At 53.5% G+C, this 24,834-nt stretch carries 25 protein-coding genes; 22 read left to right on the top strand and 3 right to left on the bottom strand.

All coding sequences use genetic code 11. The annotated features are described in order from the left end of the window. Positions 1-25: 25 nt before the first annotated feature. Positions 26-2,443 carry a hypothetical protein gene (locus ACT6VE_RS04035; protein WP_444797313.1) on the bottom strand — a complete coding sequence of 806 codons (2,418 nt, stop codon included), beginning with the start codon at positions 2,441-2,443 and terminating at the stop codon, positions 26-28. A gap of 720 nt (positions 2,444-3,163) precedes the next feature. On the opposite strand from ACT6VE_RS04035, the gene ACT6VE_RS04030 reads away from it, so the two are divergent. Together ACT6VE_RS04030 and ACT6VE_RS04025 are read left to right on the top strand one after the other, a co-directional pair. After that, the gene (locus tag ACT6VE_RS04030; RefSeq protein WP_444797312.1) at positions 3,164-3,517 is read left to right on the top strand and encodes a hypothetical protein; all 354 of its coding nucleotides are present in this window, start codon (positions 3,164-3,166) and stop codon (positions 3,515-3,517) included. Between the two features lie 238 nt (positions 3,518-3,755). After that, positions 3,756-4,409 carry a recombinase family protein gene (locus ACT6VE_RS04025; protein ID WP_444797311.1) on the top strand — a complete coding sequence of 218 codons (654 nt, stop codon included), beginning with the start codon at positions 3,756-3,758 and terminating at the stop codon, positions 4,407-4,409. Positions 4,410-4,653: 244 nt separating this feature from the next. Here ACT6VE_RS04025 and ACT6VE_RS04020 read toward each other — a convergent pair whose 3' ends face one another. After that, a complete protein-coding gene (locus ACT6VE_RS04020) occupies positions 4,654-5,001 on the bottom strand; it encodes a hypothetical protein (RefSeq protein ID WP_444797310.1) in 348 nt (115 codons plus the stop codon). 39 nt (positions 5,002-5,040) lie between these two features. Here ACT6VE_RS04020 and ACT6VE_RS04015 point away from each other — a divergent pair, with 39 nt between their 5' ends. Then, entirely contained in the window at positions 5,041-5,748 is a 708-nt protein-coding gene (locus ACT6VE_RS04015) for a GIY-YIG nuclease family protein (protein WP_444797309.1), read from the top strand. Beyond that, positions 5,705-6,748 carry a DUF2806 domain-containing protein gene (locus ACT6VE_RS04010; RefSeq protein ID WP_444797308.1) on the top strand — a complete coding sequence of 348 codons (1,044 nt, stop codon included), beginning with the start codon at positions 5,705-5,707 and terminating at the stop codon, positions 6,746-6,748. Before ACT6VE_RS04015 ends, ACT6VE_RS04010 begins: the two co-directional genes overlap by 44 nt. Positions 6,749-6,805: 57 nt before the next feature. On the opposite strand, the gene ACT6VE_RS04005 is transcribed toward ACT6VE_RS04010, so the two are convergent. Continuing rightward, complete coding sequence (locus ACT6VE_RS04005; RefSeq protein ID WP_444797307.1) at positions 6,806-7,144, bottom strand: hypothetical protein; 339 nt, start codon at positions 7,142-7,144, stop codon at positions 6,806-6,808. Between the two features lie 75 nt (positions 7,145-7,219). Between ACT6VE_RS04005 and ACT6VE_RS04000 the strand changes: the two genes are divergently transcribed. The 18 genes from ACT6VE_RS04000 (at position 7,220) to ACT6VE_RS03915 (ending at position 24,806) form a co-directional block, all read left to right on the top strand. Next, a complete protein-coding gene (locus tag ACT6VE_RS04000; RefSeq protein ID WP_444797306.1) occupies positions 7,220-7,450 on the top strand; it encodes a hypothetical protein in 231 nt (76 codons plus the stop codon). Next, complete coding sequence (locus tag ACT6VE_RS03995; protein WP_444797305.1) at positions 7,443-7,955, top strand: hypothetical protein; 513 nt, start codon at positions 7,443-7,445, stop codon at positions 7,953-7,955. Before ACT6VE_RS04000 ends, ACT6VE_RS03995 begins: the two co-directional genes overlap by 8 nt. Beyond that, positions 7,952-8,344: a hypothetical protein gene (locus ACT6VE_RS03990; protein ID WP_444797304.1), complete on the top strand. Its 393-nt coding sequence runs from the start codon at positions 7,952-7,954 to the stop codon at positions 8,342-8,344. The genes ACT6VE_RS03995 and ACT6VE_RS03990 overlap by 4 nt, the downstream gene beginning before the upstream one ends. 50 nt (positions 8,345-8,394) lie before the next feature. Further along, entirely contained in the window at positions 8,395-9,069 is a 675-nt protein-coding gene (locus ACT6VE_RS03985) for a GIY-YIG nuclease family protein (protein ID WP_444797303.1), read from the top strand. A gap of 7 nt (positions 9,070-9,076) precedes the next feature. Beyond that, positions 9,077-10,501 carry a terminase large subunit domain-containing protein gene (locus tag ACT6VE_RS03980; protein WP_444797302.1) on the top strand — a complete coding sequence of 475 codons (1,425 nt, stop codon included), beginning with the start codon at positions 9,077-9,079 and terminating at the stop codon, positions 10,499-10,501. 46 nt (positions 10,502-10,547) lie between these two features. Continuing rightward, positions 10,548-12,698 (top strand): portal protein, encoded by a 2,151-nt coding sequence (locus ACT6VE_RS03975; RefSeq protein ID WP_444797301.1) that lies wholly within the window; start codon positions 10,548-10,550, stop codon positions 12,696-12,698. Beyond that, entirely contained in the window at positions 12,695-12,934 is a 240-nt protein-coding gene (locus ACT6VE_RS03970) for a hypothetical protein (protein WP_444797300.1), read from the top strand. The genes ACT6VE_RS03975 and ACT6VE_RS03970 overlap by 4 nt, the downstream gene beginning before the upstream one ends. A gap of 37 nt (positions 12,935-12,971) precedes the next feature. Continuing rightward, on the top strand, positions 12,972-13,871 hold the full coding sequence (locus ACT6VE_RS03965) for a hypothetical protein (protein WP_444797299.1): 900 nt from the start codon (positions 12,972-12,974) through the stop codon (positions 13,869-13,871). A 20-nt stretch (positions 13,872-13,891) separates the two neighbouring features. Continuing rightward, positions 13,892-14,818 (top strand): SU10 major capsid protein, encoded by a 927-nt coding sequence (locus ACT6VE_RS03960; protein ID WP_444797298.1) that lies wholly within the window; start codon positions 13,892-13,894, stop codon positions 14,816-14,818. Positions 14,819-14,945: 127 nt separating this feature from the next. Further along, positions 14,946-15,278 (top strand): hypothetical protein, encoded by a 333-nt coding sequence (locus tag ACT6VE_RS03955; RefSeq protein ID WP_444797297.1) that lies wholly within the window; start codon positions 14,946-14,948, stop codon positions 15,276-15,278. A 3-nt stretch (positions 15,279-15,281) separates the two neighbouring features. Further along, entirely contained in the window at positions 15,282-15,842 is a 561-nt protein-coding gene (locus tag ACT6VE_RS03950) for a phage adaptor protein (RefSeq protein ID WP_444797296.1), read from the top strand. Further along, positions 15,833-17,344, top strand: a complete 1,512-nt coding sequence (locus tag ACT6VE_RS03945) for a hypothetical protein (protein WP_444797295.1) — start codon at positions 15,833-15,835, stop codon at positions 17,342-17,344. Before ACT6VE_RS03950 ends, ACT6VE_RS03945 begins: the two co-directional genes overlap by 10 nt. Positions 17,345-17,355: 11 nt before the next feature. After that, a complete protein-coding gene (locus ACT6VE_RS03940) occupies positions 17,356-17,649 on the top strand; it encodes a hypothetical protein (RefSeq protein ID WP_444797294.1) in 294 nt (97 codons plus the stop codon). Continuing rightward, positions 17,646-18,032: a hypothetical protein gene (locus ACT6VE_RS03935; RefSeq protein ID WP_444797293.1), complete on the top strand. Its 387-nt coding sequence runs from the start codon at positions 17,646-17,648 to the stop codon at positions 18,030-18,032. The genes ACT6VE_RS03940 and ACT6VE_RS03935 overlap by 4 nt, the downstream gene beginning before the upstream one ends. A 3-nt stretch (positions 18,033-18,035) precedes the next feature. Further along, positions 18,036-20,432 carry a hypothetical protein gene (locus ACT6VE_RS03930; protein WP_444797292.1) on the top strand — a complete coding sequence of 799 codons (2,397 nt, stop codon included), beginning with the start codon at positions 18,036-18,038 and terminating at the stop codon, positions 20,430-20,432. Further along, the gene (locus ACT6VE_RS03925) at positions 20,432-21,823 is read left to right on the top strand and encodes a hypothetical protein (protein ID WP_444797291.1); all 1,392 of its coding nucleotides are present in this window, start codon (positions 20,432-20,434) and stop codon (positions 21,821-21,823) included. Before ACT6VE_RS03930 ends, ACT6VE_RS03925 begins: the two co-directional genes overlap by 1 nt. Next, positions 21,823-22,692, top strand: coding sequence for a hypothetical protein (locus ACT6VE_RS03920; RefSeq protein WP_444797290.1), 870 nt, complete (start codon positions 21,823-21,825; stop codon positions 22,690-22,692). The genes ACT6VE_RS03925 and ACT6VE_RS03920 overlap by 1 nt, the downstream gene beginning before the upstream one ends. After that, on the top strand, positions 22,692-24,806 hold the full coding sequence (locus ACT6VE_RS03915) for a hypothetical protein (protein ID WP_444797289.1): 2,115 nt from the start codon (positions 22,692-22,694) through the stop codon (positions 24,804-24,806). Before ACT6VE_RS03920 ends, ACT6VE_RS03915 begins: the two co-directional genes overlap by 1 nt. The last annotated feature ends 28 nt before the right edge of the window (positions 24,807-24,834 follow it).

The following is a 24,834-nucleotide window of genomic DNA, read 5'->3' as shown; positions in this document are numbered from 1 at the left end:
GCACCGCACTACGCCTTTCGAGCTATCACGCCGCCTTTTGCCACGAGTTTGAATAGACGTGATCGGCAACCGCCTTGGCGTCTCGATCCTGCCCATGACCGAAGAACTGCCGGTTCTGTGCGAGGATCATCAAGCATTCTGCATACGTGAAGCCCGCCTTCTTCAGGTCCACCCCCGCATTATAGAAGTGCTTCCGCCCAAGCCCCTGCCCGGGCGTTACTGCCCAATGGTCGATGATGTCGCGAGCAAGCGTATCCCTGCTCTTGTCAGTTGCCTTACTGGTGTTGGCGGTCTCGACAGGCGTCGTGCGCTTGAAACTGGTAATCTGATTGCGCTCGCTCAGAAAGAACCGCACGTCAAGAAACGAATGCGTGTAGGTCATCACGTCCTTCCACACCGTGCCGTCGATGATCAGATCAGCCTTGAAATTGGAAGCGTACGGAATGGACATCCGCTGGTTAAATGAAAAGTACTTTTCCTCGACCTCAAAGGCATCACCAAATGCAGCTTCAATGTCAGCCTTAAGCAGGTTGAAAATGCGGGCGTAGTTCTCTTGGTTCACGGCTTCCGACATCGGAATGATGAGATGGAAACGCGGATCAAGCGGCGTGCTACTGAAGCTATGAATGAGCAGCACGGAAATGCCGTTTCGCTTGAAAAACGCAACCAGTTCGGCAGGATCGCGCGTTGCCTTGTCGACATCCATCAGCATCAGTTTTGCCGACATGATGTTTCCCTTCAGGGTATGAACCTGAAGGTCTTTGAAGAAGCCTTCCCTAAATTCTGCCGAATTGGATTTCGACTTGAGGGTGTTGTTAGTGACACTGTGCGTGAGATACGCGACCACTTCAGACCACCGGAGCGGCACCTGAGTTGGCACTACATCAGCCTTGTTTGCCCACTGGCGAAACAGGAAGTCGTCGTACTGAATCGTGTTTTCGTGGTCGTTCTGTTCCATTTTCTCTCTCTTTCGTTGATGTGCCTTCCGTTCTTTTGCCGTCTTCGCTTCCTGCTTTTCGTCGCGAAGCTCCGGAATGCCGATATCAAAAAATTGCGGTTCGCCAGCACAAGCGGGACCGAACGACTTGGCAAGTTCATCGGCACCAGCCTTGTCGAGTACGAAGAAATGCAGTTCATCCCGGCTATCGAAGTTGCGGATGCCGGTACGTGAAACGAACTGATACTGCGAGTTGTAGGCAATCGCCGCCTTCACATCCTCGCTTTCCATGCCGAAGTATTTTTTCTTAAACTTGAACGTGCCTGTTGGCGGATTCATCGGCACGAGATGAAGTGCGATGTTGATATGCTGATAGCCGTTTTCACCCTGCGCGCTTGGGTCCAGACGGATGCCATTCGCAGCCGGGTTGTGCTCGCTATCCAATCGCCAGATGAACGGCTCTTCGCCGCGCTTCGCCTTGTTCTTCTTGCGGCAAAAGATGTGCTCGACGTTACCGAAACGCGCCTCAAAGGCATCAGCCGCCTTATCAAGGAAGTGCTGGTAGCCAATCTGTTGCATGGCATACCACGACATATCTTCCTCAGAAAAATAATGAATGTAGACCAAGCCGCTACCCGCTTCGTCTTTCTTGTGCGAGAAGTCCGAATAGCGCAGCTTCTCAGACATCACCGGGTGAGAGACGAAATCGACCTTGTTACGCCATGCGCCGTAGACTTCCGTCGTGAAAAACTTCGCTGACATGATGGTCACGGACTTGTAGCCAGACAGCATCGACGGTTGCTTGACCAGATGGAAATGCAGGTTGCCCGCCTCATCGCCTTCATCCTCACGGTTCTTGTATCGGCGTAGTTCATCGGCTTTGACAGCTACCGTGTAATCGGCGTCTTTGCGGGCATAGCAGAAGCGAATATAGTCCGGGCTATAGCTCGTGACAGCCGCTTCACTCCGGTCCTTATGCTTGGCGAGAATGTCGGCAACAGCCGTCGTGTATCCAAGCTCGACAAACTCGACATCAACGCCGATCTTTGCATCAAGGATCGATGCGAACGTGTCGCGAAGATGGTCGAAATCTTCAGCAAGGGTAATGGTCTCATCGACCTTGGGCGCTTCATCAATGTACAGATCATAGTCGGCGGTGATGCACGGCTCGTCTTCTGTTGCGCCCGGGTGCTTGCGCATCACGATTGAATGGTGCGCAATGATCGCTGCCCATTTGCCTTCCTTAACCGCTGCGCGGAACGCTTTGGTGCAGTTCGCATGGGTCCTGCCGCTGATCACCTTGACGGGAATGCCAAGCTCGCGAAGCTCTTTAGCAATCTCGTTGCTGACCTGAGTGCGCGGCGTACCGATAATGGCTTTGGAATTGGGATTGATCACAAACCGGAGCGCAAAGCTTTTGCCTGAACCGGTGTGACTGTCTACGTGCTGAATTTGCATCCTTTCTACCTGTTGGTGTTCGTGTTGCTCAAATAAGAAAAGGGTCATAGCGACCACTCGGAACGCGCTATGACCCTTCAGACTCTTTTCTTGATGAGCAGTACAGGTAGTGCGGAACCAAACCGACGAAAATGACCTCTGAATAGAAGCCGCTTTCCGAGTGGTTTCGTTCCAGATGAAGTATATAGTGTCTTGGAGATTTACAGATGAGCGCTATCGGCTGATCTGTTGGGATGAATTATACAGATAAGAACTGAAAATGTCAATCAAAATCTTATGGATACGCTATGAACGGGCTACGCCCGTCGCCGCTCCTTCGTCGCGTCGTGGAACAGGGATGTGGAAATGTGGTTTAGGCGCATCTGTGATTGGTTAGACCTTCGGTCTACAGGAGGAAGAAAGAGATAGACCTTGATGGATTCTTGAATCTAATGTGTCACGAATTTCTATAAGACTATTCCTTTCTTAGCAAAACGTGACACTTTAGATTTGAAAACCAGAAGACAATGGATTCCATTGAATAGCCGAAGGCATATTCTTTTTCCTCCTGTATCCCGAAGGGATCAATAATCACATGTCCGCCTGAAATTGATCAGCCATCCAAAGACCTGTTAGATGAGCGCCGCAAGGCGCGATGCGCGAAGCGCTCATGTTCATCATAGCTACTGGCTGAAAACAATCGAGACGGCGGATAGCTCGTCAATCAGAACGTGGTCGATTATACCAGTCGCAGGGGAATGCGTAAACGCGGGGTCGGGAAAAAACGATATGGTCAAACGGATAACGGCGGCAATCGTCATGGCGGTCATCGTGTCGGTAGCATCGCCGTCGTTCGGCGCGCCATTCAAAAACCGGGGTTACGGAACCATCTCATGTGGTGAGTACATAGAGAACCGCGTGTCTCATGAAATGGCAAAACATTGGGTGGCAGGCTTCGTTACCGGCATGAACGCCATTCGTTCAGACGAGGTAAGCGACGACATAAGTGTTGACGTGATGGATGGTGCCGACATCGACGCAATGACACTTTGGCTCGACAACTATTGCCGCGCAAATCCTCTGCATAAGCTTGCGCAAGCGACTATCGTCATGGTCGAAGAAGTCGAGCGGATGAAGCAGTAGAGCGTCCAATATACCGGACATCTGATATTGATGACGTTTCCCGCCCTCGCCTCTGGTCGTAGCTAGAAATCCCGCTAGATCGTTAGCACACTACCTAATTCAGCAATGTAATAACATTACATGCGCCTGTCACGGTAGAGTCACGGCAATGTCGCTTATATCAAGCACAACGAACGTGGTTATTTGACTGAAGGTGTTGTGGTTGATATATACCACGACAGCAAAGGAGAATAAGCCATTGAAGAAGTACGTCATTTACACCCGCGTCTCAACTCAGGAACAAGGCAAATCCGGTCTCGGTCTGGCAGCACAGGAACGCGATATCGACATCTACCTTAACCAGTTCAGCGACCAGCCGTTCGAAGTGATCGGTCGATTTCAAGACATCCTTTCCGGTGCCGACGACGAACGCCCTGAATTGGAAGCCGCGCTGAAGCTCGTGCGTAAGACCGGCGCTGAACTGCTCATATCGAAGCTGGATCGCCTGTCCCGCAAGGTCAGCTTCATCGCTGCTCTTATGGAGGATAAGAAGGTAACGCTGCGGGTTGCCTCTATGCCGTACGGTACGCCCTTCCAATTGCACATCTATGCTGCTTTGGCAGAGCAAGAACGCGAGTTTATCAGCGCCCGTACGAAAGCAGCCCTACAATCGGCAAAGGGTCGTGGCGTCAAGCTTGGCGGTCTCAGGGATAAGACGAACGCACGCAACAAGGCGAGCAAAGCGAAGGCAGACAAGTTCGCATCTACCGTGCTGCCATTGGTGCAGAAGCTTAGGGACAGTGGCGAGACGCTTCAGGCTATAGCCGACGCTCTGAATGCAGCCGACAAGCCGTCACCACGCGGCGGCAAATGGACCTCGACAACAGTTAAGCGCGTACTCGCACGGGCATAGTCGCCGAAGGGAAATTAATCGAGTCCAATCAATCACATAGCCATTGACTCGCCTACCGATTTCGCCTACAATTGCGCCATCATCGCGGGACCACGGCTATCACTGCCGACCCGCCGAAAATCTCCCGAAAAATCGCCGAAAATTGGCTGGTGCACACAGGCGCTTGCCCCCGAAACGCTGCGCAAATTTCTCTATTACGTGGGTCGCACGATTTTTTATTTTTTACAGACTTCTGATCCGGCGCTTACTTTCCACGCCTGAAATCGGTGATGCTGTTCAGCCATTTCAAGAACGACCAAATGCAATTGTTTGCGGAGATTAGAAGCTTACGTGCTCTGTAGTGTCTTTGGTCGTTGGGGTCCATTCTGGACAGTGCATACCCCATTGCCACGCCGATGCCTGCCAAAGCCATCGGTATCGTCACCGCGAACCATACCAGCATCACTAGAGCGAAACTGACGGGGTTTTCTGCTTGGATGAAAACTCCACCGCCTGCGCGTGGAATCTCGCCATTCAGTGCCCATTGAGTGCCCTTGAAAACCAGCGCGGGACCAAAGAGCGTCAGTCCGACCAGCACCGCTATTTTTTTCAAGATTCTCGTCCCTTACCGAAAGGAGGCAAATAGCCCACATTGAACGCCCTACCCGTCATTTACGCCATCACGAATTCGCATACCGGTGAACGCTACATCGGCTCTACCAAGAACCTCAGTGCACGCAAATCGCATCACTTTTCCAATCTTAAGCGCGGACAGCACGTCAATCGGAAGCTTCAGGCAGCGTTCGACCAGTACGGCAAGGATGCCTTCTCATTCGACATCCTTGAAACCGTCGAAAACGCCGATATCCGCGATGTCGAGCAACGCTACCTCGACACCATCCCCGCCTACAACATCTCACTGGACGCCAAGGCACCGCTGAAGGGACGCAAGGGCAAATCACACCCTCGCTTCGGCACCCGCATGTCTGAAGAGACACGGCGCAAGATGAGCGCGGGAATTCGGGCAAACCCGTCGTTCGGTCAACCGATATCCGAAGAGCGACGGCAGAAGCACCGTGAAATTCGGCTCGGCACGAAGGTATTGGAAGGCGATGTCCGGTGCATTGGCACGTTCATCACGCCGTGGGGACGTTTTCCGACCGGTGCCGCCGCTGCCGAAGCGTCTGGGGGTCTCATAACCCAAGCCAATTTGCGCCGTCTGTGCGCCGAACCCGACCGCGAAATCAACGAACGGTCGTTCCGCAAGTCGAAATACCTCAACGCGCACCATGACCGGTCGGATATCGGCAAAACCTATGGCGAATTGGGGTTTGGTTTCGAGAGGAAGTCGGAAAACTAATGCAACCTTTGCTTGGGGATTAGAAAGCGCGACACTTGCTGCTCAACCAAGCCGTCCATACAATGCCGGTGCAACGCCTCAAGGTATATTCACTATGGCAGATGGCAGTCTCATAAATCTCGGCGAGCTTTCAAAACCCGCCACAGTCCTTATCGAGAAGATATCCGACGCCGTTGGCGGCATAGCCAAGCCTTGGCAAATAAAACGCGTGGCAAATGCGGAAGCTGAGGCGGAGAAAATCAAGGCTCTAGCGCAGATCGAAATTACGGACATCCAACAGCGGGCGCTTGTGCGCATGGTCCGCGAAGAAGGCATTCAACAAGGGAACATCGAGTCGATCACTGCCGGTGCAATCCCGCACCTTAAGGAAACCGCAAAAACAGACGAATTAGATGATGATTGGATCGCCCACTTTTTCGCAAAAGCGCGAATTGTAACCGATTCAGACATGCAGCAGCTTTGGTCTCGAATTTTGGCAGGTGAAGCCAATAACCCGGCGTCATTCGCAAAGAGAACGGTAGACATAGTTTCCACTATATCGAAGGGAGAAGCTGAACAATTCTCTAAGCTGTGCACAGGCGCATGGATGTTCGGCACCATGCTCGACATCGTTTATTGGCATTCGATGGACAACAATCCTTATTCGGCTATCGGTGTTACATTCTCCCAACTACTAAACATGGATTCAATCGGTCTTATAAAATTCAACACGGGAATCGACTACGTCATCACCACACCAAGTGAATCTATACCAATACACTACTACGGGACGCCGCTGAACCTTGAATTCTCTCCGACAGACAGCAACCCTAATAGGCTTAGCAGAGGTCACATCTCGTTGACGCAGGCTGGAAAAGAACTTGCTGTAATATCAAGCTCGAACTCAAATGCGGGGTACGCGGAGGCAGTCCTAAAAAACTGGCTCTCCATGGGGCATTTACTGTCATGCCCCATCGGCAGCAGAGCGAAGTGGTTGAGACTTTCGTCAATGCTTGGCTAATACGGAAAAGCCGCCCGGTGAAGGCGGCTTTCGTGTTTTCAGCACTAAGTCAGGCACTCACTCGCCTGCTTTTTTCCGGGGCTTACGCGTCTTCACCGGTTCAGCGCCGCCATAGGCCTTTTCGATCAGGGCTTTGAATTCTTCATCCGAACGCGCGTTGTCAGCGATGAGTGATAGAACATCAATCGCATCCTGCTTGCTCGTCACCTGATATTCGTCTTCGAGCTTACCAAGCTTGATCATGTAGCCGTTGCCTTCCGGCTTCAACCACGAACGACGATTCAAGCTTCCCTTCTTCAGAGCTTCAATCTGCGCATTCAGCGTCTTCAAAAACGCTTCGACATTGGCGCTTTTCTGCACCTTGTAGCGCTCAAGCATGCTGAGAATATCACTCATTATTCGACTCCTTTTGCAATTCGTTTCGCCGCTAAATACGTCAAACCTAAATCGCAAAAGAAGGCAACAGAAAATTTGAAAGTTCGTTTTGATTTCCCACGCGGCTATCTCGCAGAAATGACACAAGCCCGGGAAGAAAACGACTTCGACGGGTGGGTTGATCGCAAATTCGGTGAGCGCATTCGTGATCTGATTTCAAACGATTTTACGCTGGCGATTACCGCAAAAGACTTCGTTGCCGATTTCACATACGAGGACGATGCATACGCGTTTCTCAAGACATTTGGAGGACGCGCAATTGAGTGATGAAACACCAGACGACGAAAAGCCGAATATCGATCTTGGACCGTTGCCCGATTTGCCGCGCAAGAAAGGGCGGCGCAAGCGCGTTGTGCCTGAACATGAGCGCATGAAGAAAGGCTCGCCTGAATGGGACGAACACATGCGCAGAATCGGTCGTAAGAAAGGCGACCCGAAAGTACCGGGTTCCGGTCGAAAGGCTACCCCAAAGGAAACAAAGGAATGGCTGTCTGGAAAGTCACTTGATGTCGCCAAACTGCTTTACGACATCGCGTTTGATGACACGGTTGCCGCCAAGGATCGTATCAAAGCCGCCATGTGGGTCGCAGAGATGTCCATCGCGAAGGCACCGACCCAATCGGAAGTGAAAGTGTCTCATTCGCACACCATTGCGGATATGCTCGCTGAGATTAATTCGATGCGCTTGACCGACAATTCAAAGACAATCGACCTAACGGCTAAATCGGTAGAAGACGCCGTTTTTGTGCCGGTGCCGGGTGAAGACAAGTGATCGATTGGATTGTTACCGGCTTTACCGCCCTACTTCTCTTCGCATCTGCCAACGGCTTCGCTGATGGTGGTCAATCGTCCTATCTGATCGCCGGTTTTCTTGGCGGTCTCGTGCGTGCATTTCTCGCCAAATCGGGAACACTGACCGAACGGATTATTGGCGGTTTTACCGGTGCCGTTTCGAGCTACTATCTCACGCCTATTTTCGCTTTGGCATTGGGCATTCCAGACCCGCAAATCCTTAGTGGTGTCGCCTTCATCGTGGGCCTCATCAGCATGTATTTGGCGGAAGCAATCATCACCATTGCTAAGGCCTATGCCCGCGATCCGGGCGCGTTGAAAGACGCGGTCAAAGACATCCTCTTGCGGCTGATAGCTCCCAAGAAATAACGCTCCGTAGGCCCGTCTAAATAGCTCGTATTTCCAAACGAGCTAAGAAGATGAAAGCATACATTTACGAATTAAAAAACACGATCACACAGGAACGGTACGTCGGATCAACTAAGAGCGCAAAGCGTAGGCGCGGCGAGCATTTTTCAAATATGCGCCGTAACCGCCACGAAAATTGCCTCGTGCAAGCGTCATACGATCAATACGGCGAAGAAGCATTTGAGTTTGCAGTCCTTGAGGAATGCGAAGATGCAGAGAGGCATTCCCGTGAACAGACCTTCATTGATAGCGGCGACTTCACCTTCAATTTGGGCAAGTTTGCACAAGGCGGCGCGTACGACCTAAGCAGGCATCCAAAAATGGATGAAATCCGGGCGAACATTCGCGCCTCGAAAGTTGGTCAAGGTATTGGACGCAAGGCATCTCCGGCGACATGCGAACGTGTTCGCCAATCCAAACTTGGTGAAAAGAACTATCGTTTCACTGGCTATTACATCACGCCGTGGGGCGAATTTCCTTCAGCTTCCCAAGCAGCGGCGGCTTCCAACGGCATAATGACTCGCCCCACGGTTTGTGCTTCCTGCCTCAATGCGGATCGGGTTGTCAGTGCGACTGCATATAGCAAATCGCCCTACTTCAAGAGTGCGCATCCTCGTTCGATCATCGGTAAGACCTACCGCGAATTAGGCTTCTCCTTCCGACCCGCTGAAAGTGCTCATCCCTAAATAGCGGATGGCAGACAAAGAACAGCAAATTCAAGAGCTTCGAAAGATACTCGACACGCTGCGCGAAGATATTCCTCTCTTCGCGCAGTTTGTGTTCGGCGCGACCCTTTCTCCCAAACAGATTGAATTCTGCGAAGCATGGCGCACCAAACGAACCATCACCTTCCGTGGGGGGACGAGTCTGGGGAAAAGTTTCATTGAAGCTGTCGTCTTCTGGCATTCTCTCGTCTGTCTCGATCACGTTCAGGTTTCGATTTTTGGACCTAGCGAACCGCAGTTACAAGGCGGCGTGTGGAAGCAGATACAACAGCTTCATGACAAGATGCACCCAATGTTCAAGGATGCATTTGAAGTCGGATCAAGACGCGCAACCCGAAAGATCAATCCGTCAAACTGCTTTGGTGAATATCGCCTCGCATCGGGTGATCGTCCTGACAATGCCCGTGGTATTCATGCATATTCGAACTACGTAATCGTAGACGAAGCGACCGGTATTGACGATGAAGTCTTTACCGGTGCGTTGCTCAACGTTTTGTCAGACCCGGATGGTAAACTCTGCCTTGTATCGAACCCGTCGAAGGCGTCCGGTTTCTTTTTTCGAACTCATCTAGACCCGGACATTTCAGCGTCTTGGACACAGGTTCACGGCACCCTATACGATAGCCCAAATTACAATCCTGAGACATTCGAGCAGCTTGCCAAAAACTACGGCGGTCCAACCTCCCGGCAGTATCGCTGCATGGTGATGGGTGAATTCCCGCTTTCCGACGTTGACGGGCTGATCAACCGGGAATTCATCGACGCCGCCGTTCTCAACGAAGATTGCGTCCCGGCTGACAACGTTCCGGTCGTATGGGGCTTGGACCCGGCTGGTGCTGGTAAGGATGCGTCCGTTCTTTGCGTGCGCCACGACAATACGCTGGTGGGCTTTCACGAATGGCAAGGTTTGGAGCCGACTCCCCTCGCCTACAAAATCCGCGAACTGTACGAAAAGGCACCGAAGAAGGAGCGACCAGCGGTCATCTCCATCGACGCAACCGGTCTCGGTAACGGCGTCTATTCCATCCTCAAGGATTGGGGACTTCCCGTTCATGCTTGCATCTTCGCCGGGACGCCGACAAGATCGCCAGACCGCTATTCCCGCATCCGTGACCAGCTTTGGTGGGAAATGCGCGAATGGATTCACTCTGAGAATGTCAGCATTCCAAACCATCAACGATTGATCGAAGAGCTTGCCACGCCGACGTATGAAGACGGTTCCGGCAAGATCAAACTGGAAGACAAGAAAGCCATCAAGAAGCGCCTTGGCGGTCGCTCCCCTGACTATGCGGACGCGCTCGCCATTTCGTTTGCCGTATCCAAAACACGCTTTGCATCGAAGTGGAATTGGTCGAAGCCAATCGTCTACGACAACCTGCAATCCTTCGAATGAATGCCGCCGCTAAATACGCGAAAGATTACTCTTTCGAGAAAGGTAAATGACGACCGAAGACGATATCCTGAAGATGGTTGGAACGCGACTGAAAGACGCCGTCAACTTCTCCAATTCGAACATTGCGAACAAGCAAGAACAGGCTCTCAAATATTACAAGCGTGCCGCCCTTCCGGGTGACGACAAACTTCGCGGGCGCTCAAAATGGGTATCGCCTGAAGTTCAGCAGCGCGTCGATTGGATGACCGCTCAGCTTATCCGAATCTTTGACGCACCAGAAAATGTCTGCGAATTCCTGCCATTTGGTCCTGAAGACGAAGCGATTGCCCGACAGCAGACACAAACAGTCAATTGGATTCTCAAGACCAAGAACAGGCACCTTTCGTACCTTCAGCCATGGATTCAAACAGGCCTTTTGACGGGTTTGGGCATCGCAACCGTTGAATTCGAGACGGTAACGCAAGAATCCCTTCCACAGACGATCAAGGGCATTCCCGACGAACAACTGGTGAATTTTGATCAGCAAGAAGAAGCTGGTCAGATCGTCATTGAACAGGCTGGCAAACCCTATCCCGGTCAAATGGGCATGGTCCGCGACCTGAAAATCCGCACCATCCGCAAGACACCCGTATTCAGCGTTCTGAATGTCGCGGCGGAAGATTTCATCGTTTCTAAGGACGCCAATATTGACCCAGAAACGGGCGGTATCGCAGCAAAAGTCCAGGGACATCGCAAGATCGTATCGAAGCAAGCGCTTCTTGAAATGGGTTTCGACGCGAAGAAGGTCGAAGCCATTCCGCTCGCCAGCGATAAAACAGACGGCATTGCGCTTGAACGCACCCGCGATATCGACAGCGAGCAAGGCATCTCAGGCGATGACGTGGAAGTCTACACGATCTTCACCCGCCTGAAACTCGACAAGAAGACACGCCCGTACCGCCTGACCCTCGCTGGTGATCTAGATCGCCCGATTTTGCTCGATTACGACGAAACCAGCCCATACTTCCCGTATGCGCCGTTCGTGCCGTTCCCGTTGGCGGACACGCTCTTCAGCCTCGGCATCCCTGACAAGATCGGCGATGACCATGTGCTGATTACTAAGATGCAGCGCGCCATGCTGGATTCGCTCCATATGGCTGTTCACCCGCTGAAGATCGCCAATCCAGACAGCACAAACCTTGACGACCTCCTGAACGTAGCACCCGGCAGCGTTGTCCGCTCGACGGACCCGACAGGCGGCATCAGCTACAATGCGCCGCCGTTTGCCGGTCAGCAGGCCTTGCCTATCATTCAGAGCCTTAGCCAGTCGCTCGATTACTCAGTTGGTGTCGGCGCGAACCTGATGTCGCTCGATGCCACCGACCTACAGCGCACGACTGCCGCTGCGACCAACCAGCGTTCCAACGCCAGTCAGTTGCTTGTCGAGATGGTGTCACGGTTCTTCGCGGAAGGCGGATATGCGTATCTCACCCGCATCGTCGTGGACCTTCTCATGCAGAAGCCTGAAGAGGCTCAGCAGCTTGTTTCGCGCCTCACCAATGGGTTTGTGCCGTCGCTCGACGCTTTCACGCCAGAACTCGACGTAACGACCTCTGTTGCGTTTGGCGTCCTCACGCGCGACCAGTCAACGCAATCGCTGATGAACATCCTTGGTCAGCAGCAACAGCTTATGTCGAGCCAATCGCCGATTGTCACGCCACAGAACGTTTACGCCACCTTGTCGAAGCTCGCCGAAGTGCAGGGCTTCAAGAACACGAGCGCATTCTTTGTCGATCCTTCGTCGATTCCGCCAGCACAACCGCAACCGCCAGCACCGACCGAAGCCGAAATCACCGCAAATTCTTACAAGCTTCAAGCCGAACTGAAGGCACAGGCGGACGAACGCCAACGCCAATTCGAGATGGCGAAGCTTCAGGCAACCCTTGATTTCGACCGAGACAAGTTGGCGCAAGAACTCGAAATCGAACGCGCAAGGATCGAATCTGAGTATCGCGCCAAGGTCGATATCCAGTGGATCAAGTCACAACAGGATTCGCCGCGCATTCCGGTGCCTCTGCCAAATTCACCAGATCAGCAGCCAGTACCGGCACCACAACAGTCGCCAACGCCCGAGCAACCACCAATGCCGATGCCGCCAGAACAATCGCCCATGCAGCCGCCAATGCCGCCCGCTAACCCAATGGGGATGCCGCAATGAATATCTATGACAAAGCCAACGCGGCAAAGCGTCTACAGGAAAACGAAGATTTCAAAGCCGTCACTGGCTGGATTGAAGCGGATATCTTCGCGGCATTTAAGAGCACAAAAATCGGTAACAGCGAGGAACTGAGCAACGTTCATGCGCTGTCACACGGTTTCAAACTCGTAACAGATCGCATCGCTAAATACATCGAACAAGGCAAATTCGAATCCGCAAAGGACGAAGAACGCTAAATAGATCAAATTTCAGAATAGGAATTAAAAACGATAAATGGACGAAAGCAATAATCCCGAAGATACGGGAACTGCAAGCCTCGACATTAACGAAGCGGCTAACCTCATTAGTCAATCATTGGACGTGCCTGAAGACTCAGTAGAGCAACCGGAAGAGCATGTTGAAGTACCGACAACCGAAGACGTTGTCGAGCCGATTGAAGACACGTTTATTGACATCGACGGCGAACAGGTTTCGCTTACCGACCTCAAGAACGGCTTCATGAAACAGGCTGATTACACGCGGAAAACTCAGGCACTTGCCGAAGAACGCCGTACGTATCAGCAGAACCAGCGCGACGTAAACGAAGTCCGTGTACAGGCCCTTCAGGGAATTGAATCGATCAAGCAAGAGCTTGCTGTTCAGTTCCGTACGATGGAGCAACCCGATTGGGATTTCCTGATCGAAAACGACCCGGGCGAATATTTGCGCCAGCAAAATGCATGGCAAAAGCGCGAAGCGACTGTACGCCAACTCGTTGAAGCAGAGCAGCACGTTCGTGCCAAGCAAGCCGAATACGAACGCGAACAGCACGAGTACGCACTTCGAGAATCCGGCGCTAAGCTGTTGGAACGCTATCCCGAACTGAAGGACACTGCCACGTCCAATGCCGCACTTGAAAGCATGGCTTCGCTCTTGGGCGAATATGATTTCAGCGGCGAGGAACTGCAAGGTCTGAATGATCACCGGATTATCTCACTTGTCTACGACTACCAACGCCTTCGCGAAAAGCACAAAGCCGTTGCACCAGCCGTCGAAAAGATGAACCAAAAGCCAGTCATTTCGCAGAAGAATGGTTCGCGTAACACCACCGATTTTAATCGCGCTCAGTACGAAAAATTCAACAAAAGCCGCAATGTTAATGATGCCGCAGCGCTCATTAAAGGCTTGCTCTAACAAATAAGAAGGTTAAATAAATGCCCACTTTGAAGACTTCAGATGTAACGCACGTCAAGGAAGACCTGTCCAACATCATCTCCATGATTTCGCCGGAAGAAACCCCTTTCGTCACTTCTATCGGCAAGACCAAGGCAACCGCCACGAAGCACGAATGGCTTCAGGATACGCTTGCCGCTGCCAACAAGGACAACGCCGCCGCTGAAGGTGCTGATGCATCCGACTCGACGCTTGTTGCCCCTGTCCGCATTTCCAATCAGGCTCAGATTTTCACGAAAGATGTGCGTATCGCAGGCACGCTGTCCGCTGTTTCGACCGCTGGCACGTCCGATGAACTCGCACGCCAAATCGCGAAAGCCGGTAAGGAAATCAAGCGCGATATCGAATCCGCTCTGGTTTCTGCCAACCCTTCAGTAGGAGTCGGTACGCGTAAGCTCGGCGGCGCTGAAGCGTTCATCAAGACGAATGCCCTTCATGGCGCGAACGGCGTAACCGCTGGTTACTCTGCCGGTGCTGTTGGCGCGGTCACGGACGGCACCAAGCGTCCTCTCACGGAAGCCATGTTCATTACCGCCCTTCAGGGCATCTGGAATGAAGGCGGCGACCCGAAGAAGGTCATTGCTCCCGGCACGCTGAAGTCGAAGATTTCGACCTTCGCCGCTGGCGGCACCAAGCAGCAGAACGCCAAGGACGCAACGGTTTATCAGGCTGTTGACATCTACAAGTCCGACTTCGGTACGGTTGATATCCTTCCGCATCGTTTCATGGACACGGACGTTGTTATTGCGTTTGACCCGGAACTTTGGAACCAAGCCATTGTCCGTAACCTCAAGAAGGAAGAACTCGCCAAGACAGGCGACAGTTCGAAATTCATGCTCGTTACCGAACTCACACTTGAGTGCCTTAACGAAGCCGGTAACGCGAAGATTTCCGACCTGAACGGCTGATAAAAACAACAACTTCAGGACTGACTAAGGGCGCTCTTCGGGGCGCTCTTTTTTTGCGCTTCGTCTGAAAATAGCAAATCGGTTCCGCCGCTAAATACTCAAAAAGAGTAACCAAGCGGAACATTGAATGGATCATTTTACAGCCGGTGACTTGGTCACATCAGGCACAATCGTATGGGAAGATACCCCTACTCATACCGTCTATCTCACGCGCGATGGCGACAACCTTCGCATCACGACACATCAGAAGGTAGACGCAATTCTCGCCGCCAATGCGAACGAGGAATCCGACTTCAATTACACCGGTCGTCATTCCGATTTGGTCAAGGTCGCAAGCCTGCCAACCAGCATGTATTTCGACCTACAGCGCCAAGGCATCACCGAAGACCCGGAAGCCATGCGCCGCATTCTGAATGACAGCGACAACGCGAAGTTCCGCACCAACAAGTGGAGGCTTTGAGCGTTGACTTACGACGAGTTCATTTCCCACATTAACGCGCTTTGCATCCGTGATGACGCACCAATCGTTACGTTCATTCGTCGCGCCGAAGCCTACCTTCGACCGCTCGTGAAGCATTATCTGGCTGAGAAAAGCGTGACGCTCACGGTAACGGACGGTACGACCACCCTACCCGCCGACTTCATCGAAATCCGTTCAATCACCGGCACACTAACATACAAGCCCGTATCGCCGACCAGCGCCACGCTGCTTGAAGGACAAGTCGGCTATTTCCGCGTTGCCGACGATCTGGTCTTTGTTGGCGAACCGGATAGCACCGTTGATGTCGTCTACCATTCAGCCTTTCCTGACCTGACCGAAACGCAATCGAATTGGCTGTTTGACCGCCATGTCGGCGTGTACCTCGCCAGTGTCATGAAGGCCTTCTACCAATTCGAGAAGGACCCTGAAGGTGTCCAGATCGAAAATCAGGCCCTTCAGGAAGCGCTTGGTGTGGTTGCCGAAGACGACCGTCGCGGGCGTGTCGGTGGCGTTATCATCATGGATACCGGCACATGGCTTTGATCGATGTCGGCTTCACCAGCTTTATGCCCGATGTCCCGGCGCTGAACAGCCCGGGCCTTGTACGCGCTCATAACTGCACGCCCGGTCGCGGCGGTGGACAGGGTAACGTCACGTTCTTCCCGCTGAAGTCGGCAACGCTCTATTCAAACACCTCTATGACATCGATGCCGCTCGGTTCCGCCGTAGGGCAAGACCGGCTTGGCAATGCTCGTGTGTACTCAGGCGATGCCGGGAAGCTCTACAAACTGTCCGCCGTTGACCGGAAGTGGACATCCATCGGGCGAACGGCTGGATACAACACCACAGGCGACGAGCGCTGGAAATTCGTAGAGTACGGCTCGCTACAGATCGCGACGAACTATCTTGATGAGCCGCAGTTCATCGACATGAACGCCGACGTGCAGTTCGCCAACCTTACGACGCTCACGAAAGGCAGGCATATCAACACCCACAAGGGCTTCGTCATCCTTGGCAACACATATGACGCTCTTGATGGCGCTGTCCCGTATCGTGTGCGCTGGTCAGGGCTTGAAGCTCCTTCTGATTGGACGTTCAGCCCTTCGACTATGGCTGACTTTCAGGATGTCGTCGGTTTCGGCGCAATCACCGGAATCGTCGCGGATGACTCCTGCTACCTTCTACTGCAACGCGGTATCGTCCAGATGCAGTTCGTTGGTGCGCCATACGTCTTCCAATTCACAGATCGCGTGGTTGGTAAAGGCTGTTCAGTTCCCGAGTCCGTGATCACGGTCGAAGGTAAGCACTTCTTCCTGTCAGACGATGGCTTCTACATGCTTCAGGGCGGTCAGCTTACGCCCATCGGCGCTGGCAAGATCGACAAATGGTTCCTCGATACCGCCGACCTGACCCAATCCAACTTCATCACCGTAGCCGCCGATCCCCGCGAAACGCTCGTCTATTGGCAATATTGCAGCGAGGACGCCACCCCGGGCGTTCCCGACATGATGCTAATTTTCAACTACAACACAGGCGAATGGACAACCGCGACGGCAACCACGCATTTCATCTTCAACAGCATGAGCCTGCCGTGGACCCTCGATCAGCTTGACGAGTTTGTCACCATCAACGCCGTCCCAAGCTCCTTTGATGATCCCATTTGGGCAGGCGGTAAAGCTATGCTTTGGGCGATGAACTCTACCGGCGCTGTTTACAGCTTTGGTGGTCCTACGATGCCGCTGGAAATCGAAACGCCCGAATATCAGCTTTCGCGACAGGTAAGCCAGACCGGCGCGGATATCGCCATTGTCAGCGCCGCCCGTCCACTCTTCGAAGGTGAAGGCACCGCTCGTGTAACGGTTGGCACCAAGTCGCTACAGAACAAAGACCTCGACTGGTCCGACCAGAAGGAATCCAACGCGGAAACCGGTTTCGCCTATTTCCGTGAGAAGAGCCGTTACCAGCGGTTCCGCGTCACTATCGATGGTGAGTGGAAGCGCGCGTACGGATTGCAGGTAGACGCGAAGGCAGCGGGGCGTCGGTAGCTAAATAGCGCATGGAACGCGTATTTAACCATGCCGACTCCCGGCAAGTCACTACAGTTTTGAACTCAGTCGTCGCCGCCATCAGCGAGAACACCGGCTCGTTTTCGCTTGCCAACACGGCAACAACGACCACTGTCACCGATCCAAAAGTCACATCACAGAGCAAGATATTCATTCAGGCGCGCAATGCAAATGCGGCGTCTGCATCTGCATTTGTGTCGTCTATCGGTAATGGCAGCTTCGTTGTCGGTCACACATCAGCGACGACCGCGCGACCGTTCGATTTCGCGGTGTTCGGCGTATGAGGATTGGCTTCACAGAGGACGAATATCAGCGCGTTCGTGAATGGTTGATCGCAGCTATTGCGCACGATCCGACGAAGATCACCGAAGAAACGTTGCTCGAAAATCTGCGCTCGGATGAGTGGAAATTGATCACAACTGAACGTGCCGCATCCGTGCTTCAGCTATGCGCCGTTGACGGCGAAAAGATTGCGAATGTGCTGCTTATTGGCGGCGAAAGGAACAAGTCCATACGCGAAATCATGAAGGCCCATGTGGTCGTCGGACACTACCTAAAAGCGTTAGGATACACGAAAATCGTAGGACAACCACGAAAGGAATTCAACGCTGTCTTGCAGCGTAACGGGTTCCAGAAAGGACAAGAAGAACTCTTCAAGGAGCTATAAGACATGCCGTCAACACCCAAAGAAACGACTACCAAAACTGAACCTTGGGATGGCGCAAAACCGTACATCCTTGATCAGTACAAACTTGCCGATCAGCTTTTCAAGAACGGTTCACCGAAGCCGTGGGAAGGCAAGAACATTGCGGACCAGTCGAAGGCGACTACCGATGCGATGAAGGGTATCGAAAATCTTGCTCGTAACGGCGATCAATCGGCGCTCACGAACGCGAACAAGACCGTCAATTCGATCATGAATCAGACGATGCAATCGCCGTCGAACAAGACGCTGACTGATTTGCAAAAAGGCGTTGAACTCGGCAAGAACCCGACAGACAAGCTCGTTAGCAATATCGCCAACGGTAAGACAGCGAATTCGCCCGGGAAGTTCGATCAAAACTATACCAATAAAGCGACTGAGCAAGCGGCGAACTTCGGCAATTTCCAAAATGGTGCTGCCAACGATCTGAAGAACCTTCAGAACTTTAACAACCCCGCCTTGGACAACGCCGGTAAATCAGCGAATTACACCAATGGCGCTGGTGAGCAGGCCCAACAGCTTTCGAACTTCACGAACGGCGGTATCGACCGGCTGAACAACCTGCAAGATTTCTCTAACCCCGCGCTTCACAATGCGCAGGGCATGACCGGCTACCAGAATTCCGCCATCAGCAACATTCAGCAGATGCTTGGTGCGCAGAATCCTGCCCTCGCACAGGCTGCAAAAGCTGGCAATTTTCAGAACAGCGCAGTTGGTCAGGCAGCGGGCTATAACCAGTACACAAATGCGGCTTCCGGTCTTCAGAATGCACAGGCGAGCAACCTCGCCAACGGCAACAACCCTGCCATGGATATGTTGCAAAAGACGGCATCCGGCGCGGAAATCGGCAACAACCCGTATCTCGATCAGATGGTTGGAAACCAGCAAGACAAGATCGCAGAAAAGCTGAAGAACGTCACCAATCCGGGCATTGACAGCCAAGCAGCCGCAATGGGCAGGCTCGGCAGCGGTGCTTTTGCCACTCAGCGCAACAACGCCGAAACCGGCGCTGCTACCGCTATGGCTGATGTCGCCACTTCCATGTACGGCAACCAGTTCAACACCGATAAAGATCGCCAGATGTCAGCGGCGAACCAATACGGTAGCCTCTACAACGCCGATCAGCAAAACCAAATGCAGGCGAACCAAGCCCTCTCGCAGACGAGCAATGCTCAACAGCAGAACCGTATGCAGGGTACGCAAATGTACGGCGACCTTCAGAACTCGCAACAGCAGATGCGCAACGCCGGAACGCAAATGTACGGCGACATGTATGGTCAGCAGCAACAGCAACAGTTGAATGCCGCGAACTCGCTCGGTGCGCTCAATGATAGCCAGCAGAACGCGCGTCTGAACGCCAACCAGCAGTACGGACAGCTTGCATCCGACCAAAATCAACAGCGTTTGAATTCAGCGAATGCGCTCACTGATGCGCATAGCCAACAGCAAGCTCAACGCCTCGCTGGCAACCAGAATTGGGCAAACGTCAATGACAGCCAGCAGAGCCAGCGCCTTGCCGGAAATCAGCAGTATGGGCAGCTTTCGAGTGATCAGAATCAACAGCGTTTGAATGCCACGACCGCATACGGCGACTTGCTCAATCAGCAGCAAAACACACGCATGCAGGGCGCACAGCTTTATGGGAACCTGAACGATTCTCAGCAGACTCAGCGCATGAATGCAGCCAATTCGATGAACGATCAGTTCAATCAAGACCGTGCATATCAGATGCAAGGTTTGAACATGATGAACAACAACTATCAGTCGAATATCCAGAACATGCTTGCGTCGAATGACCAGCGCATGAACGCGGCTAACGCACAGAATAGCTATCAATCGAACCTGAACAACCAGCGTCTTCAGGCGGCTGGTCAGTCGGCTGATGCGTACAACAACCAGTTCCTTCCGTATCAGCAACTTGCCGGTGTTGGTCAGCAGAGGGACGACCGTTCGACGCTTGAACTTCAGGCTGATATCAACAAGTGGGATAGGAAAGAACAGTTGCCGGTTCAGAACGTGCAGAACTTCCTTAACATGCTGCAAGGCGGTGGATATCAGAACCAAACTACGCCAGTCTATTCGAACACTGGTGCGCAGGTTCTTGGCGGCTTATCATCGCTTGCCGGTCTGTTCGCTTTGTGCACGCGTGCTGCAAAAATTGTGCACTCGGTTGTTGGTCACATGCCGCTCACGAATGGCTTGGAACTGCCAATCTATTCGTTCTCATACATAGACGATCCAGAACAGAAAATCTGGATTGGTCCGATTGCCGAAGAGCTTGAAGAAGAGCACCCGGAAGCGGTCGTTGAGATTGACGGTAGGAAGCACATTGACGTTGCTTCGTTCATGGCGAGGGCAGCATAATGGGCGTATTTGATTTCTTCAAAAAGAGCGGCGGAAACGATCTAAAGCAGGTCGTTTCGCCTGACCGCCAGAACTTCCTTTCGCAATTTTTGCCCGAAGATGAGGACAAGAAACGCGCCCTCGCCCGTGCTCTTATGCAAGGCGGTGCTGGCATGATGATTGCTGGTGGTCCTTCGATGAAGCCTACCAACTTCCTGTCCGCGCTCGGTGCGGGCGTTGGCACTGGTGTTGCTGGATATGACGAAAGCCTTGTTGCAGACGCCACATTCGCCAAACAGCGCGCCGCCGCACAGGAATCGGAACAGAAACTTCAGCAAGCCGAACAAGCTGCAAAGCTTCGCGAAGGCCTGTTTGCCGGTGGTGACAATGGCGACATGGGCTATTCCATCGACCAGCTTAAGCAGTACCTTCAGTATCAGGTTTCCGTTGGCGACGATGCTGGTGCCCGTGACACTCTCGGTATGATCCAGCAGCTTCAGCAGACAGGCGCGAAAGCCGGTCTCACCGTTGGTGCTGATGGTTTCGAAGCCGCACCCGGCTATAACGAGGGTCTTGGCGCAACCGAACGCTTCAAAGCTGGCGGTCGCGTATCTGGTGAAGAAGCCTTCCGCCAGACCGACGATATCCGCGAATACAACCTGTATGTCGAGCAGACAACCGCAGCGGGCGGACAGCCGGAAGATTTCACAACATGGATGCGTGCGGGCAAAAAAGCCGGTGCGACGACGGTCACGGTTGGTCAGAACTCAAACAAGTTCGCTGAGAAGTCCGACGAAGAAGCCGCGAAACGCCTCGCGACCATTGTCGAAGCTGGCAGTGCAGCACCGCAAATGGTCAGCGACATGGAAATGCTCATGGACCTTGGCAGCAAGATCGGCACGGGTAAGGTTGCCGAATTCAAGCTGTCCGCTGGTCCGTATGCGGAAGCGCTCGGCATCAATATCGACGGCATGGCGGAAGCGCAGGCGTTTCAATCGATCACATCGCGTATCGCGCCAAACTTGCGCCCTGCCGGCGCCGGTGCAACCTCAGATTTCGACGCAAAGCAATATTTGGCTTCTATCCCGTCGCTGAGTCGAAATCCGCAGGGTAACGCGATCATCGCGCAAACGATGAAGGGCATTGCCGAGAACAAGATTTCCGCTGCCGAAATCGCATCCAAAGCGCAGCGCAATGAAATCACATGGCAGGAAGCCGAAGCGGAAATCCGTAACCTCCCGAACCCTTATTCGGGCTTCAAGGAATTCACCTCATCTATCGGTGATGGCGGTTCGTCCGCCAATCCGGCTGGCGTCGTTGTCTCGACACAAGAGCAGTTCGAAGCCCTGCCATCTGGCACCACCTTCAGCTTTGACGACGATCCACCGGGCACAAAGCGGGTGAAGCGCTAATGGCGAACTACATTCGGTACGCCAACCAAGGCGCAACCCGTAACAAGCCGCTTTCGGACGATCTTCTGAAGCGGCTCGCCTACCTTGAACAGATGGGCATCACCGCCGAAGTCTTTTCGGGCGGGCAGGACGGCATTGGCGAAGGTTCTCAGCGTACCGGCTCAGTCCGCCATGACCACGGTGGCGCTGGCGACATGCGGTTTTACCAAGGAGACCGACGCCTCAATTGGGCAAATCCTGAAGACCGCCCTATATTCGAAGACATCGTCCGCAAGGGCAAAGAGGCTGGTATTACCGGTTTCGGCGCTGGTCCCGGCTATATGGGCGAAGGCACCATGCATGTCGGTATGGGCAAGCCCGGGGTATGGGGCGCTGCCGGAAAGGGCGACAATGCTCCCGGTTGGCTGCGCGATGCCTACAACGGTTCCAAGGGTTCCGCCGATCCGGTCGTTTCCTCGACGGTTATCGCCGAGTCCGTAAAGAACAAGACGTACGACCCGATTGCCGATGTAATGGCAGCAAAAGCCAGCGCTACCACCATGCCCGTTGCCGAAGCCGAAAAGCCGAAATCGCTGAATGGTCCGCTCGTACAGGCTTTCAATAAGATCACGGGCAAGAACGTACAGGTTCCGTCCACCATCGGCGGCGTCGGTACAGACAAAGTCATGGGCGCATTCTCAGGCCTTGGCGGTCTGGCACAAGCCATGTCAGCGCAGGACAATCAGCTAAATAGCCAAATACAGGCGAATGCCGCGCGTAGTCGTGTCGCTTCGCCGATTGAAATTTCGCTCATGGGCACCGAAGTGCCGGGGCTGAATAAACGTAAGCGCCGGGGCGGACTCGGCGGAATTGGGGGTTTTCTGCTTTAATGTCAGATTGGAAACAGCGAGCCATTGCAGGTTCAACCGTTCTGCCGGATTGGAAGCGCCGCGCTATCGAAGGCAGCGACATTTTCGGCACGGTAACAGGTCCAGACGCCACGAACATTGACGATTCTGCCGAAGCCCCTGCCATGGTCCGCATGGCGGTTGGTGCGCTCGACAAGGACGAAGACCGCCTGAACGCACTGCGCAAGTTCTTCCCCGATGCCGTACCGAACGGCGATCAGAACTTCATTTACACCAATCCCGAAACCGGGCGCACGAACAAGTACAACCAAGAGGGCTGGATTCCGTCCTTCTCCGATTTCGCCAGCATTGTTCCCGAAGCGGCTGAGACCGTTGGCGGTATCGGCGGCGCTGCCGTTGGTGGTGTTGGCGGTGCAATTGCCGGTTCGGCTGTCCCCGTCGTCGGTACGGCTACGGGCGGCGTCGGTGGCGCGGTTGCCGGTGCTGGTGTTGGTGCGGCTGGTGCGCGTGACCTCACGCAACGCGGCTTGAATTGGTGGTTCGGCAACGAAGACACCCGCACGAACGGCGAATATCTCCGCGATACCGGTACGAACATTGCCATGGGCGCGGCTGGCGAAGGCGCTGGTCGTCTAATTGGTCATGGTCTCAAAGCCGGTAAGAACGCATGGAACCGTCGTATCATCGGCGAAATGGATGAAACGCCAGAAATTGCGGCTCGTGCTGCCGATTACCGTGCGATTGGCGTCGAGCCGACCGTTGGTATGGCTACCGGCTCAGATCGTGCAGCCAAACTTGAACATGCGCTTATTCCGACCCGTAGCGGTCACGTAATCGAAGACCGGATTCAGCAGGCCTTTCAAGCGCAGGATAACGAATTCTCGCGCATCATCGGCGGTCTTACCGATCAGCCGAAATCAATTGCTGAAGCTGGTGAAGCTCTTCGAGACCAAGCCGAACTGGCGAAGAAGGCTGGTTTCGCTCGCTCGAATGACCTGTATGCCAAAGCTGGTGAAAAGATCGCATCGCCTGCCGTTGTGGATAGCACCACTGGTTTCCTTCAGAAGTTGGAAGCCGACCGCGCCGGTTTCGGCGAATTCGACAAACTTACGCGCGGATCGCAGACAGATCAGATCATCGAGCAAGCAAAAGCCATCGTTGCCGACGCGCAAAACGGCGTTTCGTTCGACACCATCAAAGGATTCCGAACCGATATTGGCAAGCGTGCCGCTGGCGAAACCGACGCGGTTATGAAACGTCATCTGGACGGTTTGTATCGCTCGCTTTCCGACGACATGCAGAATACGGCGCTTGCCAGCGGTCCCGACGCTCGACAGGCCTTTAACAAAGCGAACAACCACTATCGCCGCCTTGTCGATGAAGAAACCGGCTTTGGCAAAGGCTCGGTCGCGGACAAGATTGTATCCGCCGCCGATACCGATAAAATTTTCAATTGGGCGACGGCAAACGCCAAAAACGGCGGCAATCGCATTGCGCAGTCTCGCCGCCTTGTCGAAAAATCTGAGGGCGGCAAAGAGGCGTGGAACGGCGTTATCGGCGGTTATGTCGATAGGCTCGGCAGGAACAGCGCCGACGATTTCGATCCCGGCACATTTATGCGGAACTGGAACAAGACTTCCAAGGAAGCCAAGGACGCGATGTTCAAGGGCACCGCGAACGCTCAATACCGGGCTGACCTAGACCGACTTAGCGGCATTGCAGAAAACTTCACCAAGTATCGCAAGAACGCCAACCATTCGAACACGCAAGCACACCGCTCTTCCCTCGATTCCGTTGATCCATTGAGCAAGGACAATGTGCTCGGCACGGCTCTTGGCACGGCTACAATAATGGCTTCGGGCGGTACAGCGGTTGGTGGTTTGGCGGTAGGTGCGGCAACCGGTGCTGCCAAGAGCGCGTCTCGTGGCATTGCGCGGGCATCTCGCGTGAAGCTGTTGACCGATCCGGCAACCGTGAACTGGCTGGCGAATATCGGTCAGGCGGAAATGCGTAAGGGCGGCATCAAACAGCACATGAAGAACTTGGTAACGCTTCGCAATCGCAGCGGCAATCAGGCTCTTGCTGTAGCAATCGATGAATTCCTGATCGACCTTGGCTACGACGAAAACCAATAAATATCGAAAGGCACAAACAAGAGGGGCG

This window comes from Shinella sp., from assembly GCF_052438155.1.
Taxonomy (GTDB): Bacteria; Pseudomonadota; Alphaproteobacteria; order Rhizobiales; family Rhizobiaceae; genus Shinella.
Note: the sequence above shows the minus strand (reverse complement) of the source record. Positions and strands in the feature narration are given on the sequence as shown.